An 18265-nucleotide genomic window follows, 5' to 3' on the forward strand; every position below is an offset into this window, starting at 1 on the left:
GTGCACGCTCATGGGTTTTTAACGCCAAATTTGTCGCCCAGGTGATGGGCCACGCTCATCATATCTTTATCACCCCGCCCACTTAGGTTGATCACCATTAGGTGATCGCGGGGCAACGTCGGTGCACGCTTGGCCACTTCGGCCAGAGCATGGGCTGTTTCAAGGGCGGGAATAATGCCTTCCTGGCGGCAGCAGATCTGGAAAGCTTCGAGTGCTTCGTCGTCGGTGGCGGAAACGTACTCTACCCGCCCCTGCTCGTGGAGCCATGCGTGTTCTGGGCCGATACCGGGGTAATCCAACCCCGCTGAAATTGAGTGGGCATCAATAATCTGGCCATCCTCGTTTTGCAGTAGGTAGGTGCGGTTGCCGTGAAGCACTCCTGGCGTGCCGCCGTTCAAGCTGGCTGCATGCAGGCCGCTTTTAACGCCTTTGCCGCCCGCTTCAACGCCAATCATCTTCACGTCTGGGTCGTTTAGAAACGGGTAAAATAGCCCTAGAGCATTTGAGCCGCCACCAATGCAGGCCACTAATGAATCCGGCAGACGACTCTGCTTTTCGAGCATTTGGCTGCGGGTTTCATGACCAATCACCGCTTGAAAATCGCGCACCATAGCGGGGTACGGGTGTGGCCCAGCCACGGTACCAATAATGTAGAAGGTGTCATCGACATTGGTTACCCAGTCTCGCAGCGCTTCGTTCATGGCGTCTTTGAGTGTGCCGGTGCCGGAGGTAACAGGAATCACCTCAGCCCCCAGTAACTTCATGCGGAACACGTTAGGCTGCTGGCGTTCAATGTCGGTCGCGCCCATGTAGATAACACAAGGCAAGCCAAAACGCGCCGCCACCGTGGCGGTGGCCACGCCGTGCATACCGGCGCCGGTTTCCGCAATGATGCGCTTTTTGCCCATTTGCTTGGCCAGCAGTACTTGGCCGATGCAGTTGTTAATTTTGTGCGCGCCGGTGTGGTTTAGCTCTTCGCGCTTGAGATAAATACTCGCCCCGCCGAAGTGTTCGGTCAGCCTTTCAGCGAAGTAGAGCGGGCTTGGCCTCCCCACATAATCCCCTTGGAAGTAGGCGAGCTGGCGCTGAAATTCGGGGTCATTTTTAGCGGCGGCGTATTCGTCTTGCAGCTCTAAAATGAGCGGCATGAGCGTTTCAGCGACAAAGCGGCCGCCGAAGCTGCCAAATAGTCCGTTGGCATCGGGCAGGTTCACGAATTGGTTCATCACGACCTCTGAGTGCGGTATAGAATTTTGGAATGCATTGAAGGTAGCGCAGGCAGTCGGGGATAAAAATCGATAAGATGGCTGCAACATGTGAGATATAGTCAACTGTTAACACAGCACAAACCATGCAGGAAAAGCTATGCAGGAAAAACTATGCAGGAAAAACTATGCAACACAGCATGCCACCGTTAAGCGCCCTGCGTGCCTTTGAAGCGACTGCTCGGCTGGGCAGCGTGACCGCTGCAGCAAATGAGCTCAACGTTACCCATGGTGCGGTTAGCCGCCAGTTAAAAAGTCTGGATGAACATTTTGGTGTGGCGCTATTTGCCAAAGTGGGGCGTGGGTTGGTGCTGACTCACCACGGTGAGCAGTTGCAAAGCGGCGTGGGCGAGGCGTTCTCACGACTGCGTGATAGTTGCGCAGCGCTCAAGCATGAGGTGGAAGAGACGCCCTTTACCCTGGCTTGCCCTGGCAGCCTGCTAGCGCGTTGGTTGATTCCTCGGCTTGATCGCCTTCACCGTGAGCTACCCGAACTAAAATTGCAGGTGGTGGTGAGTGACACCGAACAGCTCGGTAAGCCTAGTGATGCCAGCGCCACACTGGCGTTTACTGAACCGCCCTGGCCTGCTGATATGGCGGTTATACCGCTGATGTCCGAACAGATTTGTGCAGTGGTGAGCCCAGCGCTGGCAGCGCAAATCGATTCCGCCAAACCGGCATCGCTGTTTGCTAACAAGCTGTTAGTGACCGCTTCGCGGCCTCAGGCCTGGCCGCAGTGGGCCAATGCTAAAGGGCTGGAGCAACGTGCATTGGAGGACGCCCTTCAACAAGGTCAAGGCTTTGCCCATCTTTACTATTTGATTGAAGCAGCAGTGGCCGGTTTGGGAGTCGCCATTGCACCCAAACTGTTGGTAGAGGATGATTTGAGCAGCGGGAGGCTAATTGCCCCGTGGGGAAGTATCGAAACGCCCGCGCGGCTCTGCCTGTTACTACCTAAACACGCCAACGTTCGCCGCAGCGAGCCGCTGGCAGAGTGGTTTAAGCAGGCGCTTAACGAGTGACCCCCAGCCTTACCGGGAGGCTGCGCCTCTATTCGCGGGTGTCTCATTTGCTCGTCCCTCGCAAGATTCGTTACGCCACGCTACAGAACCCAAGCCATTGAACTTTAATATATTGTTGCGCGGCGTCAGCGCACTCGCGGTGGCGGCTACATAAATGCTGTCTGTTGAAAACTATCCCTAGCAATTACTGCGGCATGCCATGCTTTGAGCTGTGGGTACGCTTCCTTCCAGTGCACTTCTGGCAGCCTGAAGGCCAAGTAATCTAGCGCAACAGCGCAGGCAATTTCACCAAGAGTAATCGACGGCGCCAGCTGACTTTCGTGGAGCTCGCTGTCGAGCTGCTGTGTTATGCGCTGGATAGCCCGCCGACGCCTGCGCCCAAGCTCACTTTGATCAATCTCAGTGCCATAGTGTTTTCTAGCGATAACCGTTGTGAAGGCGGCGTCCATTAGGTTTTGACCAAGCCCCGCCAAATGCAGCACATCAGCCAAATGGGAGGCTGGCAACATGGGCACGTGAGAGCTGACACTATCAAGGTAAACAGCCATTAGCATCGACTCGCTAAGTGTCGTGCCATCATTAGTCACTAGCGCAGGAATTCGCCCAGCGGGATTAACTTCTAGCAGCGCTTTGTCATCTGCCCAGGGGTCGCACCAGCGCAAGGTAACCTCATCCAGCAGATCTTTCTCCAGCAAGATAATCCGCGCTAGGCGCGCATAGGGTGAGGTTGCGTTCAGGAAAAGCTGCATTATTACCTCCGTTTCTTAGTAGTGAGAGAAACAGTAGTGAGAGGAACAGTAGAGAGAGGAGCATGACGCTGCTCCACGCCACGGCTAAGCAGCACCAGAAAAAAGCCGCCTACCAACATCAAGCCACTAACCACAAATAGCGGTGAATACGTGCCCCACGCCACATATAGCCAGGACATCGCGTAGCCAGAAAGCGCCTGAGCGGCAGCGAAGGCGGCAGTGGCTTTCCCCCAGAGCTTTTTGTGGGCGGTGGGGCCGACTAATTCAGCAAGACGCCCAGAGGTCAACGCCACAATGCCAGGGATCATCGCGCCCACCACAAACGAGGAAACTGACTGGCTAACAAGTGCGAGAGAAAATACGGGTAGGGATACAGCGGCAGCCTTGGCTAAAAAGGCGATGGTTAGGCCATGGTGCCAGCCCACTTGTCGCGCCAATGCTCCTACCATTAGCGGCCCGCACACGGCACCCAAGCCGAAAATGCCCCACTGTAGAGAAGCCGCTTGATTGCCTAGCGCATTTTCCCTGGCAAGATAATCCACCCAAAATACGGTATGCGGAACAAACCCGATGGCGTCCAGGGCATACGCACCAATTACCAGTAGCACGGCGACCTTTACCCCTGCATACCCTTTCTGACTCTCCGCCCCTTCGTTACCTGTCACCGGGGGTGAAGCCAGTCGCACGACACCACGGACACCTACCAACCCCGCCAAGATGCAGAGCAGACCAAGCGCCCCCCAAGTCGCTGTTAGGCTTAATTCCAAAAGCATAGGCACTACCGATGCTGAAAGCAGTGCACCAAGACCAATGCCAGTAAAAACCAGTGCACCGACACCGGCTCGCCTTTCAGGGGGTGTTGCCGACAGAGCCATCGATGGGCCAACCACCATGAGAATAGCGCCAGCAATACCTGAGACTAATCGCCAAAAGAGGAACCAACTGAAACTGCCAGCCCCAGCACAGAGAAAAAAGCTCAGAGCAATCGCCACGAAACTTGCCGCCAACACTGCGCGAACTGGAAAGCGCTCACTCAGCGCGTGAGCAGAAAGCGCACCGATAAAGTAGCCCAAAAGATTGGCGGCCCCCAGGTAAGCCCCTTGGCTGGCGGTAAACCATCCCTCTTGAATCAGCGCCGGTAATAGCGGTGTGTAGGCAAAGCGGGCGATGCCTATTCCTGCCAAGGTTGCCATCACGCCGGTAACCAGGGCAGGCAAATCTTTACTGTTGATCATGTTGCGTCCTTACTGAATCGCTGTGCGGCAAGATTGGCGACGGGCGTATTTGCTAGTAGCCTACGCACACCAGCAATTCTTTAAAAACGATTTATAATGATAGTAGCTATCTCATTTTGAGATAAAAGATACCTAAAGGAGATGGGAATGCAGTTGAAATCGTTGCGGTTGTTGATGGCCGTGGCTGAAACCGGCAGTTTTATGGCCGCTGCGAAGCAACTGCACACGGTGCAATCTAACGTGACCACCCATATTAAAAAGCTTGAGGAAGAGTTAGGCGCGCAGTTGGTTCATCGCGCTGGTGGCGTGCGTCTTACCTCTGCCGGGCTGGCATTACTGGATTACGCGGAACGGTTGCTGGCGGTTCATGATGAAGCGTTAGCACTATTTAAAAGCCCAGAGAACGCCGCTGGTCAGCTGCGCTTAGGGTCGATGGAAACCACCATGGCACTGCGTCTCCCCCCGATACTGGCGGCCTATCATGCTAACTTCCCTGACGTTGATATGACGCTGTCGACCGGCCCCACCGCCAGCCTGATCGAGAAACTCATGGCCGGACAGGCGGATGGCGTATTCGTGGCAGGCGCTATCGATCATCATCGCTATCATTCGCTCAAGGTCTTTAGCGAGCAGCTTGTGCTGGTAAGCCCAACCCCCATGGCAAGCGTACCCAGCTCTGAAGAATTACTGACAGCAACCTTTCTGGCGTTTCGCCAGGGGTGTAGTTATCGCCAACGTATTGAATTGCTGCTGGCATCTCAGGGAATTAATGCGGTTCGTGTTTTTGAATTTGGCACGCTAGATGCCATGCTTGGCTGCGTCGCCGCGGGGATGGGCTACACTGTGCTGCCACGCATTACCGTTGAGGCACACCGGCACCGCTTCGGTATTCACACGATGGAACTGCCCTCAGATATTGCCAACATTGACACTTACTTTGTCACACCAGAACCCGCCACTTGGTCTCCCGCTTTAGCACGCTTTGTCGATACGTTACGCCAGGAGGCCAAGGTATAGAGGACTTTCCCACCCACATGAGGATTTCTACAAAACAGGTAGACGGAATTACCGGTGAGGATAGACCACAAACGCCAGCTTATTGCCGTCAGGGTCTCGTACGTATGCCGCATAAAAGCCTTCACCATACTGCGGGCGGTATCCTGGTGGACCTTCATCGCGGCCGCCGTTATGCATGGCTAGTTGATAGAGCGCATCTACCTCTTTCGGGTCGATGAACTGAAAGGCAGTCATAGTGCCATTTCCCACGCAGGCATTATGGCCATCAAAGGGGTAGCCAACGAAAAATCTTGGTACGTTGACATCATCGGGGTCACCGAACGAAACACAAACATCGTTTTGCCAACACACGTCCAGACCCATTGTATTGAACAGAGGAGCATAAAAGTGAAGAGCGCGCTCTAAGTTATTCGTGCCTACCATGGTGTAAGCAATCATTATCGCCACCTCTTATGTTCTGTTTTCCTGGGGTAACACCCGAAGCACCCTGCCCTCGGGGCTATCGGTGAGAAGGTAAACGGCACCCTCGGGACCTATACGCACATCTCTTATGCGCTCCTCAAGCTCCCCAAACAAGCCCTCCACGTCTTCCGCGTGAGCCCCATCATCTGATAAGCGTACGCGTCGCACTTCTTTATTGACTAGCGCACCTATTAACAAGTCGCCCCGCCACAATGGGAATAGCTCGCCATTATAAAGCGCCATACCAGAGGGAGCGATGGAGGGTGTCCATTCAAGAATAGGCGACACGGTGCCTGGGTACTCGCTGAATGGCGTCACCCTTGCACCGGTGTAGTCCAATCCCCCTGTGGCAATGGGCCAGCCGTAATTCGCACCTACTTCAATGATATTCAGCTCATCACCACCACGAGGGCCATGCTCATGGGCAATAAGGCGTTGATTATTTTCATCAAAAACTAGCCCCTGTACATTGCGGTGGCCATAGCTGTAAATTTCCGACTGGGCATCCTCACGGCCAACCAAAGGATTATCGTCGGGTACACTGCCATCAGCATTTAAACGCACGATGCTGCCAATATGATTCTTTAGACTCTGCGCCTGCTCGCGGTAGTCAAACCCATCGCCCAGGGTAAGCATCAAGGTATCGTCGGGTAGCCAAGCCAACCTCCCACCATAATGGGCATCGCCATGTTTGGCGGGCTTCATACGGAATATTTCAGTGACCGCTTCCAGACCGCTATCAGTCAACGTTCCATAGGCAAGACATGTGTGATTAGCATCCCAGTCACCGCAAGCATAGCTGATGAAGAGTTGCTGGTTCTGCTCAAACTGAGGGGAAAGCAGCACCTCAAATAGTCCCGCCTGCCCAGAAGCATATACCGGCGGCAAGCCACTCAGTGACTCCACCAGAGTATCGCCTTCGGCACTTAACAGCCGCAGCCTCCCAGGGCGCTCAGTGACCAACATTCTCCCATCGGGCAGAAACGCTAGCGACCATGGGTGCTCCAGCCCTTCGGCAACAGTTTCAATGCGGTACGGCAGCTCACTTGCGGACGCGGACTGAGACTGAGCTTGTGCTTCATGAAAATAGCCAGATAGGCCGACTCCTCCCACGGCCAACGTCATGCTGGCAAACCCACGTAAGCTGGCACTGCTAGCGGTTTGACTGCATAGCAAACCAAACAGCAAACCAGCGATACCTGCAGTCACTAGCATGGCCAGTAACCCCGTCGTTTCGCGAGTAGCGGCAATCAGGGTAGGCATTGGCGCAATGCGGTTCACCAGTAGCAGCGTTATTAGAAGCCCTATCGCTCCAGCGCCAGCACATAACGGTGCCAGCCACTTTCTACCTATCCAGCGAGATACCAGCATGGCAGCTGCTTGAGAAAGCACGAATCCCACCGAAAACAGCACGGCATACACAGGTCCAAAGTGAATCAAGTCCTCCCGCGTCGAGACAATTCTTAGCCCTAGCGGTATTTCCACCCCCATCGACTGAAGCGCCGCCAAATTGAACTGGGTTTGCACAATGCTGCCCAGCACGACGCCAACCAGCAACGCAATTAGAAAGCGCAGAATTACCATTACCCAGCTTGGCTGTTGTGTCATGACGGAATCTCACTAGAAGTAGATATAAAGCATAGGTAGTGAAGGCACATTAAGAAAGTCGCCAGACCTGTGCCTTCCCTGCTTTATGATTCGATACTGACGGCCATGCCATGGGGGTGTGCGTTTGTCATTTAGGCATTGGGGCATGTAGGATAATTGAACAACCATTCAATTAAGGAATTCCTATGCAACGTCATCCGTTGATTGTCGCTATGTCACTGGGTCTTTTCGCAGGTGCTACCGCCACCATTGCGCAGGCAGAAACCTCGCCACTGGAGCAGCAGCTAAAAGATCTGGAATCGTTCCAAGTGATCGCTCACCGAGGAGCAAGCGGCCATGCACCGGAAAGCACCATGGCCGCTTATGAGCTAGCGCATGAATGGGGTGTCGATTACTTAGAGCTGGACATTCAAATCACATCCGACGGCGAGTTAGTGGCGTTTCATGATGATGCGATTGACCGCACGAGTGACGGTGAAGGCAAGATCAATGATTACACCCTGGAAGAGCTCAAGGCGCTGGATATCGGCACGTGGTTCAATGAAGCCAATGCTGATAAAGCTGATGCCGCCTTTGAAGGCGCTCAGATTCTCACGTTAGACGACCTGTTTGAACGGTTTGGCAATGAAACCCGATATTACATTGAGACCAAATCGCCCCACCTTAACCCAGGGTTGGAAGAGGCACTGGTAGAGACCTTAGAAGCCCACGATATGATTGAAAATGGTCGGGTACTTGTGCAGTCCTTCGAGCAGGATAGCCTGCTCAAGATGCGTGAGCTCAATGAGAACGTGCCGCTCATTCAGTTAGTCTGGTACCACACCGATGAGGAAGATGACACGCAGCTTAAAGAGTGGACCAATGTTACGCCGGGGCCAGCACAAATCACCGATGAAGACTTCCAGGCAGTTGCCGAGTATGCCGTAGGTATCGGCACTAACGCGACGTATGAAGGCGAGGATGTCATCGATGCGGACTTTATGCGCCAGGCTCAAGCAAACGGTTTGCCGGTGCATATTTACACAATCAACGAAACAGACGATATGCAGCGTTTGATCGATTGGGGCGTCGACGGTTTGTTTACCGATTACCCCGATCGGTTGCTTGAACTCGTTGAGTAATGCCTCTCGTTAACTGCTCTGACGCCCGGCCAAAGCCGGGCGTTTTCGCGTTGGTCGAACTTGCGATAACGGTACGGACAAGCAGGCATCAAGTCTCGAAGTAAGTCTGTTGAGCACATCTATTTGGCGCATCAATCGCAATCACCCTGCATCATTATTGGTAAACTTTTTGTATGGCACTGACAGAGCACCTGCGTTTTCGCCATGGGCGATTACGTTGATTCAGCTCCAGGCAAGTTCAACCGAATTGATGTAGGTTTGAAAATTATGTCGCTCCGCTTTAAACGTGTGTAGCAGCGAACGAAAAAGCCAAGCTCATTAATAAAAAGAAATGCTAAAACAATAGATTGCCTCTAAAGACTCAAGAGGAGTACGCGTCATCACCTTATACGCATATTTAGCTCAGGCACGGGCTGCATGGCTCATAAACCTGCTATCCAACAGGCATCGGTTAAGATTCGCACTATGCCGCTTTTTTGTTTGATTCCTAGCGCTATTCGCACTGTGGTATTAGCAGCACTAATGTTGGCTTTGATGGCTGGGCCAGCAAATGCTCAATCTCCCGAGCAGCATGCAGCGATACGACTGGTGGCACACCCCACGGTAGCGACTAGCTGGCTGAACCGTGATACGACGCGGGCCATTTTCGCTATGCGTCAGCGTACGTGGCCTGATGGAGAGGCAGTACAAGTATTTGTGCTGCCGAATCGTGATCCTGTCCACGCTCGCTTTGCCAAAGAGCAGCTCGCTGTCTATCCACATCAATTGCAGCTCGCCTGGGACCGCATGGTGTTCTCTGGCATGGGACAAGCACCCAACCGCGTTAGTAACCAGCTCGAAATGCGTGAAAAAGTAGCGAATACCCCCGGCGCACTGGGCTATCTTGAAAGGGAGTATATTGATGAGAGTGTCCATGTCATTTCAATGGAATGAAGGCATATCGATTGCATGCAAGCACACTAAGTGGTTTTGGGTGAGCCTGCTGGCTATCTATCCGTTTGCACCTACTTGGGCGAACGACAGTATGCTGGACACTTTGCAGGTGCATGGGTTTCTGAGCCAAGCGCTTGTTATCACAGATGACAACAACTTTTTTGGTAATAGCAGCAAAAATGCCGGTAGCCTGGAATATACCGAACTAGGGCTCAATGCCTCTATTCGGCCACACTCCAACCTGCTGGTTGCGGCGCAGGTACTTAGCCGTCGCGCAGGAGGAGAAACGAGCGATGCAATACCAACGCTGGATTACGGCGTTGTTGACTATCAGATGGTGTCGAATCAACAGCGAACGATAGGCTTACAACTAGGTCGGTTTAAAAATCCTTTTGGTCTGTACAACCAAACCCGCGACGTGGCCTTCACACGCCCCAGCATTTTATTGCCTCAGTCGATCTACTTTGACCGCACTCGCTCACTGGGCATGGCGGGAGACGGAGCCAGCCTTTATCACGAAGAACGAACTCAAGCGGGCGTCTTTCGATTTCAGGCTGGAGTAGGAAAAGCACGTATAGAAGACGATGTAGATCTCGCACTGGGGCTTGACCGCTTTCCTGGCACATTACAAGCGGGCTCTTCTGCCATTGGACAGGTGCGTTTTGAAGACAATAGCGGGCGCTTTTTGATGGCGGTTAGCACTGCTAGCGCCAACGCCAACTATCAAGGCTCACAGCCGCCTCTGGATAATGGTAGTTTTCAGTTCCTGCCCTGGGTCTTTTCATTGCAGTACAACCATGAACTTTGGAGCTTAACATCTGAATATGCGTTAAGAACGATTGAGCTTGATGGGTTTAATCCTGGCATTGATCAGAAGAAAACCGGCGAAAGCTGGTATGTGCAATATACGCGGCGTGTTGCTAGTGACTGGCAGTGGCTAGTTCGTTTTGATCGCTTAATCAACGACCGCAACGATCGCTCAGGCAGTGCTTATGAGCAGAGTGGCCTGGGCCCTGCTCATTCACAGTTTGCCGATGATATTACCGTTGGCGTTCAATGGATGCCCAGGCCAAATATTATGCTGGCAGGTGAATACCATCATGTAGACGGCACAGGATGGCTTCCTCTGAACACTGATGCCAGCGCGTCAGAGACAAGCCGGCACTGGAATATGCTGCTGTTCCAACTGTCTCTGCGCTTTTAAACGGTAGATGCCGACATGACCGCACTTTCCCCTCCTAAAACGCAGCGGCGGCTCAGCCTGACATGGCGTGTCATTGCCCTTAGCAGCCTGCTGCTACTTTTGCTTGTTGCACTCTTTATTTGGCTAGGCCAACACCATTTAACACAACAGTTAGAAAGCAGCCGTGTGGAAAGCCACGAGCGCCAGCAGCGCGAAATACGCCTCGCCATGCAGCGCTCGGCCGACAATTTACGTCAGCTTGCGGGCTTAACGGCTGCTGCCCCAGAGCTAGGAAGCGCTTTACAAAACAGTAGCCGAAACGAGCTAGCCGAAGTACTAAGCGCGCAATGGCCATCGCTTCAGTTGGAAGCTGGGGTCGACGAAGTCTTCGTCTTTAATGCCCAAGGGGTAAGAGTTGGCTATTCCGGCATCAGCGAATCGGTCGCCCATTTACCCATTCAAGGCTGGATAGGTGATGTACTTAGCACGGAATCGCCCATCACCGCACTGCGCTGTGCAGTGACGTGCCAGCAATTCGCAGCGGTTCCGGTGCTCATGGAGGGAGTTAGTATCGGAATGGTGGTGTTATCAAGGTCTCTTGCCGACGTCACTCGACAAGCGAGAGAAGTCTCTGGCAGCGAAATTGCATTGATGGTTACCGGTCCCATTGCAGAGCAAACAACGGCTGAAGTGCCACGTTTAGATGGCTGGAACGGTTATATTTTAGCGCTGACAAACCGGGATAAAATGCTTCCCCTGCTTACGCTTTCATCGTCAAATACTCGCCTACACCAACTCATCGACATACCCTTTAGCCTCGAATTCGCAGACCGCCATTTCGAGTTAAGCGCTGTTTATATGGAGGAAGATGCTGATTGGCGCAGCACTGGGTATTTCCTGATTATTTCCGATATCACCGCCCAAATCGCCGCTATCCAATCAGCCACTCAGACATTACTCATTGTCGGCATTACTGGCTGGCTAGCTGCCGAGCTATTAATGCTCGTTATTTTGTTAGGGCCAATGGCACGACTTCGCCGTGTTGCTGACTTGCTACCAGCGCTTTCACGAGGCGAGTTTAGTCGCGTACGTGACAAGCTACCTGTCAATCACCCACACTTCTCTGATGAAATTGATGTGCTGGAAGACTCTACTCGTGAGCTTTCCCAGCAGCTAGAAACGCTAGAAATCGTCGTCCAGGAACACAGCGGCCAACTCGCTGAACGCGTTGATGAACTGGCCAAAGAGCGCGACTTTGTTAACAGCCTCCTCGACACCGCGCGGGTATTTATTGTGGTGCAAAATAGTGCCGGGCGCATTCAATTAATTAACGACTACACCCGGGAAAGGCTAGGCCTTAGAGATGCTGACCTTATCGGCCGACACTTTTCCGACCTTTTTGATCAAAACGCTGACTTTCCATCGTCTAGTGACAGCAGACATGAGCATGATCAAGAGGCTGACACACCCAACGACCTCGTACAGCACTTAGGTGCTCCTAGCCAGGAAGAGAAAACGTTCCAAACCCAGGATAAGCGGTTGTTCACCGTCGCTTGGTTCCATGCGCCACTGGCCAACAGCCACGACCTCAACGCCTCGAAAATATCAGTGGGGCTGGATATTACTGAGCGCAAAGCTGCTGAGTCACGCTTAACCTGGTTAGCAGAACACGACCCGTTAACCGAGCTATACAACCGGCACTACTTTCAAGATGCGCTGCAACGGGCAATTATCGGTCAGGCTAAGGGCGCGGTATTACTGCTAGATCTTGATCAGTTTAAAGAGATTAATGAGCTTAGCGGGCACTATGTTGGCGATCGTCTGCTAAGAGAGGTTGCCAACACGCTATTTTTGAACCTCAGCCAACGTAGTATTATCGCTCGGCTTGGCGGTGATGAGTTCGCCTTGCTTCTCGAAAACATTACCTCTGAACAGGCCATTAACGTCGCGGAATATATTTCCCAGCTCTTGGACGGTATTGGTTTTACGGCAGCGGGAAGAAAACATCATGTCTCGGCCAGCATTGGTATCGCGCTATTTCCCATTAATGGGCAAACACCAGCAGACTTGCTGGCCAGTGCCGATATGGCCATGTACAAAGCAAAAGAGAGTAGTAGCCAGCACTGGTATTTGCTCAGGCAGACTGAAAATGCCAAAGACGAACTGCAGGAACGTGTCTACTGGGTAGAACGGCTGCATAAAGCACTAGAAAACGACGAGTTTGAACTCTGGGCACAGCCCATCGTGCGCTTAAAAGATCGAGACATAAAGCACTACGAAGTGCTGCTTCGGATGCGCAATGATGACGGCAGTCTCGTTCCTCCTGCCCAATTTATCCCAGTGGCTGAGCAGAGTGGCTTAATTGTCCAAGTCGACCGCTGGGTTATACGTCATAGCCTAGAAGTGCTAACAGCGCTGCAAAAAAAAGGCATGTCATTGGCGGTGAATTTATCAGGCCAGTCTTTACATGATTTAAGTTTGAAACAGTACCTAGCAAACCAGCTAAAAATCAGTGGAGCTGATCCTTATCACCTTATTTTAGAAGTCACAGAGACCGCTGCTATCACGGATTTCACGACGGCGCGAAACGTACTCCAAGCTGTTCGAGAGCTAGGCTGCCGAACTGCTTTAGACGATTTTGGAATTGGATTTAGTAGTTTTCACTATCTGAGTCAGCTCCCTGTGGACTATATTAAAATTGATGGCTCATTTATTCGCAGCTTGCTGATCGATGCAGATAGCCACACCCTCGTCAAAGCGATAGCAGATATCGCCAATGGCTTTGGAAAACAGACTATTGCGGAATTTGTAGACCAGGAAGCACTTGTTCCTGTGCTTCTTTCATACGGCATTCAATATGGACAAGGGTTTCACCTCGGAAAGCCTGAAAAAATTCGACTTCATTAAATAGCCGCCCTCAAAAGGAAGCGACAAATGCTGGTAGCTAATTCGCTCAACACTCATGAGTTTGATGACTTAAGACACCAGAGAGGAGTGACTGATAAACTCATTGATGAATACCGTTTCTTTATCGCGACCACCAACGAGGAGAAGCAACGTGCCTTTAGACTACGTCACGATGTATTTTTAAAAGAGTTCAATTATGAAATGCATGAAGATGAGTCAAAGGTCTATGAATCCGATACGTACGATAACTACTCGGTTCATTGCCTTATAGAGCATAAGCGCAGCGGTATGCTTGCAGGTTGTGTTCGTTTGGTCATGCCGACCAACGAGAGCCCCACCTCGCCAGACCATTTACCTGTTCAAGACAAAGGCGCTCAGCTGCTTAACCATCCTACCTTAACGCCATCTAAACTCCCCAAGCTTGAAACGTGCGAAGTATCTCGTCTGGCCATTTCTAAGCGTTTTAGAACGCGCAAAAGTGCTACACCTGAAGAAGCGGCGGGCGAAGGAATTGTATTCTTCTCGCAAGATGAAGCAAAGACGTTTTCCTTGATCGCACTAGGCCTGTTTCTTTGCACCTACTCCATCGTAGGCTTGACCCACCGTCGGCATGTATTTGCCATGATGGAACCTCGCCTGCCTCGATTACTGGCGATATCAGGCTTCCGTTTTACCAACGTTAGTGCCCCCATTGTTTATCATGGTATTCGCCATGCTTACTACATTGACTATCACGTCGCCGAGCAAGAAATGAGTGAGCGCCTGTATCCTCTCTACGAGCATATCGTAAAGACCTTAAACCCCCAGGTCGCTCACGTCCCTCTGTTTCTGAACTAAGTTGTAACCGGACTTGCTAGCGCTTAGCCAAATGGCTACTACATAGATTCCACTAGCCATAGCCCCCTATTTGGTTTTCTACGATTTTCTCGCACCCGCTTTTTGCACCGACTGTTTAGCGACTTGTTTTAAAGTCCTGGACAGTGACATTGGCGAATTTCTCCAGAAAAAACACAAGCGTTTCAGGGTGTTGAAAGCGCCTCTCAAATGCCTCCTGACCTTTGTTGCTACGCCGAGTCACTCGGGCGCAATATTGGCCGTCCACCCTGTCCACATTCACGCTATTTTCATGATCGCCTTCTCGACGAACCGCAATAAGCGGCGACGTGGTATCTAATAATGCCGTTAGTTGTCTAGCAGCATCGGCTTCTTCCGTTGTAGCCCACAGCGGTTGGTCACGATCACCATAGTGATATAACAAGATCACCATCATTACCGAAAAAATGCTGCTTGTTAGCATCCAAGTTAAAGCAACGTTGGGAACCGACATCGTTAAAATTATAACTAGCTGCGCAACGGCACCAACCGCCAGTAGCGCCGCAAAAGGCCGCCACATGCGTGGATTCATAAACCCACGTTTAAGAATGTAACCCCAAAGCCCTATTGCAGCGACCGTTCCTAACGCGATGTAAGCAACCGCCAGGGGCGTTCCTCCTCCTGAAAAAACAGCAACCAGCCCCATAAGAGGAAGTAGGCTATAAAAAGCCGCCAACAGATAGTAGGCACGCTGAAGATTCATTAAGGGCTCCTTTTATTGTTGTTAATACCTGTCTTACTACGTCATCAGTATAGATCCAAGCACGTATTCGTGCTGATCGTGTCAGTTGATCCTTTTCAACGCCTGCCCGCGCTATGTTATAACGCCTTGCTTACTTCATTTCAAAACCGCGCTTGACCAGGAAATCACGCATATGCGGACGTAATTTTGAATCAAATAGCGGTGTCAGGTTGTGTGACCAGTCACTATTTTTATTACTTGTGCTGCGTGTCTGGTAGTAAGCTTGCATCGTACTGTCAAAAGCCTCGACATACTCACTATCATCGCTGTAGATATCTTGTTTGAAAATCGCCTCTACCGGCAAGCGCGGCTTTACTTCCGGATCATGCGCTGGATAGCCTAGGCACATGCCAAATACTGGATAGACATGTTCTGGCAAGTGCAGCAGATCACTGACTGCCTCGGGGTTATTGCGGATACCACCGATATAACAGATTCCAAGCCCTTCCGATTCAGCCGCCACCGCTACGTTTTGCGCCATCAAAGCGGTATCCACTGTTGCGACCAGCAGTTGTTCGGTCATGCCTCGCTCAACGTTAGCGCCGGTACGTTCGGAGGCGCCTGTCGGGCGTTTCATATCGGCACAGAACACTAAAAAGACAGCACTGCTTGCCACATACCCTTGGCCACCGGCAAGCTCGGCAATTTTTTCACGCTTAGCGACATCCTTCACATGGATAACTGTATACGCCTGCACATGGCTTGACGTGGCAGCAGCTTGCCCGGCTTTGATCAGCTCAAGCAGCAATCCATGGGGGATTTCCTGCTCCGTAAATTTGCGGATCGAACGGTGGGACTGGAGCAGTTTGATAACATCATTCATGGCGTCTCGTCTCCTGTTGCTTAATAGAGTGGCATTACATTAGCGTTTGCAGCCATGTCCTGTCGCCCCACCCGAGCGCAGCCTACCCCTCATTATTTCGCGTTGCTTAACGCATGCTATTGATAGCAAGCTATACTAAATCAAGCCATTGGGTAATCCCCACGACAAATAACGACGGTAGGAAGCCGACATGTCAAACGCCTCTCATACACCGCCAGGGCAGGAATGGAATGCCAGCCACTATGCAAAACATGCTGACTTCGTCCCCAAGCTAGGTAACGATGTACTGGCACTTTTATCACCGCAACCAGGGCAGCGAATACTCGACCTGGGCTGTGGCGACGGCGCGCTGACCGAGCGCATTGCTCAACTAGGTGCCGATGTACTGGGAGTTGATGCCTCAGCTGACATGGTGGCCGCTGCACAGCAGCGTGGCATAACCGCTCGAGTGATCGATGGTCACCAATTACCCTTCGATCATGAGTTTGATGCCGTCTTTAGCAATGCGGCACTGCATTGGATGCTAGATCCACAAACAGTGCTAGCAGGCGTAAAGCGCGCGCTAAAACCTGGTGGACGATTCGTTGCAGAGTTTGGCGGACACGGCAATGTAGCCGCCATTTGCACGGCTCTCATTGCCTCACTTCAGTTTCGCGGAATCAGCTCTCATGGACGCCACCCGTGGTACTTTCCCACCACTGAAGAGTATGCGCACCTGCTTCAAACCGTTGGCTTTCATGTCGACTCAATTGAGCTGATACCTCGTCCCACGCCGCTACCGACGGGGGTCGCTGGTTGGCTAGAAACCTTTGCAAGCCCCTTTTTGCATGGGTTGGACGAGGATCTACAAAACGCCATTATCGATAACACCATCAAACTGCTCACCCACACATTAAGCGATGGTCAGGGTAACTGGACCGCTGACTATGTCAGGCTGAGAGTCTCTGCTCACGTGTAATACAGCCGCGCTACGTGCTTAAGCACCTAGGCACAGAGGGGGCTTAATCCAATCTATGTCGCAAAAATCTGGCGTTTATCTTTAAATGCTTTGAATTCCAGGGCATTACCGCAGGGGTCGAGCAGGAACATGGTTGCCTGCTCACCTACTTCGCCCTTAAAGCGAATGTAAGGTTCGATCACAAAGTCAGTATGGCGTGATTTCAAGCGCTCGGCTAAGGCCTCCCACTCATCCCACTCTAGAATTACGCCAAAGTGCGGCACCGGCACGTTATGGCCATCGACTGGGTTAGTGTGAGCACTCTCCTGCCCTGGCGTTTTTGGATGCTCATGAATCACCAACTGATGGCCGAAGAAGTTAAAGTCGACCCAGTGGTCGCTGGAACGCCCTTCTGCCAAGCCAAACACATCGTTATAAAATGCTCGAGCCAGGGCGACGTCGTAAACAGGAATAGCTAGATGAAAAGGGGAAAGACTCATGGGTATCTCCTGTCGATTCGTGGTTATTGATAAAATTCAGACAATTGAATTGTGTCTTATGGCTAGCGCGTTGCGCTTTCACTGTGCAACCATCCTAGAGCGCGCTTTACAAAAATAAAATCAATCGTTATTTAACCATTATTGAAACACGTCTTAGATCACTAATTTAAAAAGAGCTTAGCGCATGAACCCCGAAGACCTTGAGAAGCTAGTGACTCGAACCATGCCCTTTGGTAAGTATGAAGGCTGGCTCATTGCCGATTTGCCTGGCCCCTATTTGAACTGGTTTGCTCGGGAAGGATTTCCAAAAGGAGAAATAGGCCAACTGCTACATTTAATGCATGAGATTGACCACAATGGTTTGAGCGACTTGCTGAACCCGTTGCGCAAAAACTGAGCTTGCTGCCCAAACTAACAGCGGCACCATTCGTTAATGGCTTGCTGGCGCTCGGAGTAGTAAAACGCTTCCTGTTGCGAGGGGGATGCGGGATAGCGTCCCAGCTCCACGGCAAGCTCAAAAAAACCTGCCGCAGGAAGGCCTTTACCGCTCCGGCTAATCACAAGCGTTGCAATAAAGGGCTTTTGTGCGGCGGCATCTTCTCTCATTAACTGTTCGAGCGCTTGTGCAACACGCTGAATAGTTCTCGGTGGCGAAAGGCCTAGGGCATTCGCCGCTTGCTGGTAGGTTATCGGTAACGCACTGCTCGGGGTCGACGCCAGCAGCTCTCGCAAGGGCGATGCTAATGTCATGCTTGTTCCAAACTCTCAAATTTTAAAGCTATCAAACTGTAAAAGCTCACTAGCCACGCTAGGTCTATTGGCATTACTGCTAACAGCAGCATAGTAGTGTGTCTTGGCCAACCCGTCTAACCAAGACAGATGCTCTAC

At 51.8% G+C, this 18265-nt stretch carries 18 protein-coding genes; 9 read left to right on the forward strand and 9 right to left on the reverse strand.

Annotated features, from left to right (window positions below; all coding sequences use genetic code 11):
- Positions 1-8: 8 nt before the first annotated feature.
- On the reverse strand, positions 9-1226 hold the full coding sequence (gene trpB, locus HZS79_RS09815; protein ID WP_179927762.1) for a tryptophan synthase subunit beta: 1218 nt from the start codon (positions 1224-1226) through the stop codon (positions 9-11).
- 167 nt (positions 1227-1393) lie between these two features.
- On the opposite strand from trpB, the gene HZS79_RS09820 reads away from it, so the two are divergent.
- Positions 1394-2287, forward strand: a complete 894-nt coding sequence (locus tag HZS79_RS09820) for a LysR family transcriptional regulator (RefSeq protein WP_179927763.1) — start codon at positions 1394-1396, stop codon at positions 2285-2287.
- Between the two features lie 146 nt (positions 2288-2433).
- Here the strand turns inward: HZS79_RS09820 and HZS79_RS09825 are convergent, their stop codons facing one another.
- Together HZS79_RS09825 and HZS79_RS09830 are read right to left on the reverse strand one after the other, a co-directional pair.
- A complete protein-coding gene (locus tag HZS79_RS09825; protein ID WP_179927764.1) occupies positions 2434-3036 on the reverse strand; it encodes a glutathione S-transferase N-terminal domain-containing protein in 603 nt (200 codons plus the stop codon).
- A 2-nt stretch (positions 3037-3038) separates the two neighbouring features.
- A complete protein-coding gene (locus tag HZS79_RS09830; RefSeq protein ID WP_179927765.1) occupies positions 3039-4271 on the reverse strand; it encodes a YbfB/YjiJ family MFS transporter in 1233 nt (410 codons plus the stop codon).
- A 147-nt stretch (positions 4272-4418) separates the two neighbouring features.
- Here HZS79_RS09830 and HZS79_RS09835 point away from each other — a divergent pair, with 147 nt between their 5' ends.
- Positions 4419-5288 (forward strand): LysR family transcriptional regulator, encoded by an 870-nt coding sequence (locus HZS79_RS09835; RefSeq protein WP_162218630.1) that lies wholly within the window; start codon positions 4419-4421, stop codon positions 5286-5288.
- Between the two features lie 48 nt (positions 5289-5336).
- Here HZS79_RS09835 and HZS79_RS09840 read toward each other — a convergent pair whose 3' ends face one another.
- The gene (locus HZS79_RS09840) at positions 5337-5726 is read right to left on the reverse strand and encodes a VOC family protein (RefSeq protein WP_162218631.1); all 390 of its coding nucleotides are present in this window, start codon (positions 5724-5726) and stop codon (positions 5337-5339) included.
- A 12-nt stretch (positions 5727-5738) separates the two neighbouring features.
- Positions 5739-7358: a PQQ-dependent sugar dehydrogenase gene (locus tag HZS79_RS09845; protein WP_179927766.1), complete on the reverse strand. Its 1620-nt coding sequence runs from the start codon at positions 7356-7358 to the stop codon at positions 5739-5741.
- Positions 7359-7543: 185 nt separating this feature from the next.
- Here HZS79_RS09845 and HZS79_RS09850 point away from each other — a divergent pair, with 185 nt between their 5' ends.
- From HZS79_RS09850 to HZS79_RS09870, 5 genes are all read left to right on the forward strand, one after another.
- Complete coding sequence (locus tag HZS79_RS09850) at positions 7544-8479, forward strand: glycerophosphodiester phosphodiesterase (RefSeq protein WP_179927767.1); 936 nt, start codon at positions 7544-7546, stop codon at positions 8477-8479.
- 417 nt (positions 8480-8896) lie between these two features.
- A complete protein-coding gene (locus HZS79_RS09855) occupies positions 8897-9412 on the forward strand; it encodes a hypothetical protein (protein WP_238401445.1) in 516 nt (171 codons plus the stop codon).
- On the forward strand, positions 9393-10616 hold the full coding sequence (locus HZS79_RS09860) for a putative porin (RefSeq protein ID WP_246311449.1): 1224 nt from the start codon (positions 9393-9395) through the stop codon (positions 10614-10616). Before HZS79_RS09855 ends, HZS79_RS09860 begins: the two co-directional genes overlap by 20 nt.
- A gap of 15 nt (positions 10617-10631) precedes the next feature.
- The gene (locus HZS79_RS09865) at positions 10632-13502 is read left to right on the forward strand and encodes a bifunctional diguanylate cyclase/phosphodiesterase (RefSeq protein ID WP_179927768.1); all 2871 of its coding nucleotides are present in this window, start codon (positions 10632-10634) and stop codon (positions 13500-13502) included.
- Positions 13503-13529: 27 nt separating this feature from the next.
- Positions 13530-14339, forward strand: a complete 810-nt coding sequence (locus HZS79_RS09870; RefSeq protein ID WP_162218635.1) for a PEP-CTERM/exosortase system-associated acyltransferase — start codon at positions 13530-13532, stop codon at positions 14337-14339.
- Between the two features lie 115 nt (positions 14340-14454).
- On the opposite strand, the gene HZS79_RS09875 is transcribed toward HZS79_RS09870, so the two are convergent.
- Both HZS79_RS09875 and nfsA read right to left on the reverse strand, forming a co-directional pair.
- Complete coding sequence (locus tag HZS79_RS09875; RefSeq protein WP_162218636.1) at positions 14455-15078, reverse strand: hypothetical protein; 624 nt, start codon at positions 15076-15078, stop codon at positions 14455-14457.
- 130 nt (positions 15079-15208) lie between these two features.
- The gene (gene nfsA / locus HZS79_RS09880; RefSeq protein WP_162218637.1) at positions 15209-15940 is read right to left on the reverse strand and encodes an oxygen-insensitive NADPH nitroreductase; all 732 of its coding nucleotides are present in this window, start codon (positions 15938-15940) and stop codon (positions 15209-15211) included.
- 190 nt (positions 15941-16130) lie between these two features.
- Here nfsA and HZS79_RS09885 point away from each other — a divergent pair, with 190 nt between their 5' ends.
- Positions 16131-16898, forward strand: coding sequence for a class I SAM-dependent methyltransferase (locus HZS79_RS09885; RefSeq protein ID WP_162218638.1), 768 nt, complete (start codon positions 16131-16133; stop codon positions 16896-16898).
- 53 nt (positions 16899-16951) lie between these two features.
- Here the strand turns inward: HZS79_RS09885 and HZS79_RS09890 are convergent, their stop codons facing one another.
- Positions 16952-17377: a VOC family protein gene (locus HZS79_RS09890; protein ID WP_162218639.1), complete on the reverse strand. Its 426-nt coding sequence runs from the start codon at positions 17375-17377 to the stop codon at positions 16952-16954.
- Between the two features lie 184 nt (positions 17378-17561).
- On the opposite strand from HZS79_RS09890, the gene HZS79_RS09895 reads away from it, so the two are divergent.
- Positions 17562-17774 carry a DUF3820 family protein gene (locus HZS79_RS09895; RefSeq protein WP_038477229.1) on the forward strand — a complete coding sequence of 71 codons (213 nt, stop codon included), beginning with the start codon at positions 17562-17564 and terminating at the stop codon, positions 17772-17774.
- A 14-nt stretch (positions 17775-17788) separates the two neighbouring features.
- On the opposite strand, the gene HZS79_RS09900 is transcribed toward HZS79_RS09895, so the two are convergent.
- A complete protein-coding gene (locus tag HZS79_RS09900) occupies positions 17789-18127 on the reverse strand; it encodes a hypothetical protein (protein WP_162218640.1) in 339 nt (112 codons plus the stop codon).
- Between the last annotated feature and the right edge of the window lie 138 nt (positions 18128-18265).

It is taken from the genome of Vreelandella zhaodongensis (assembly GCF_013415115.1).
GTDB classification, from domain to species: domain Bacteria; phylum Pseudomonadota; class Gammaproteobacteria; order Pseudomonadales; family Halomonadaceae; genus Vreelandella; species Vreelandella zhaodongensis.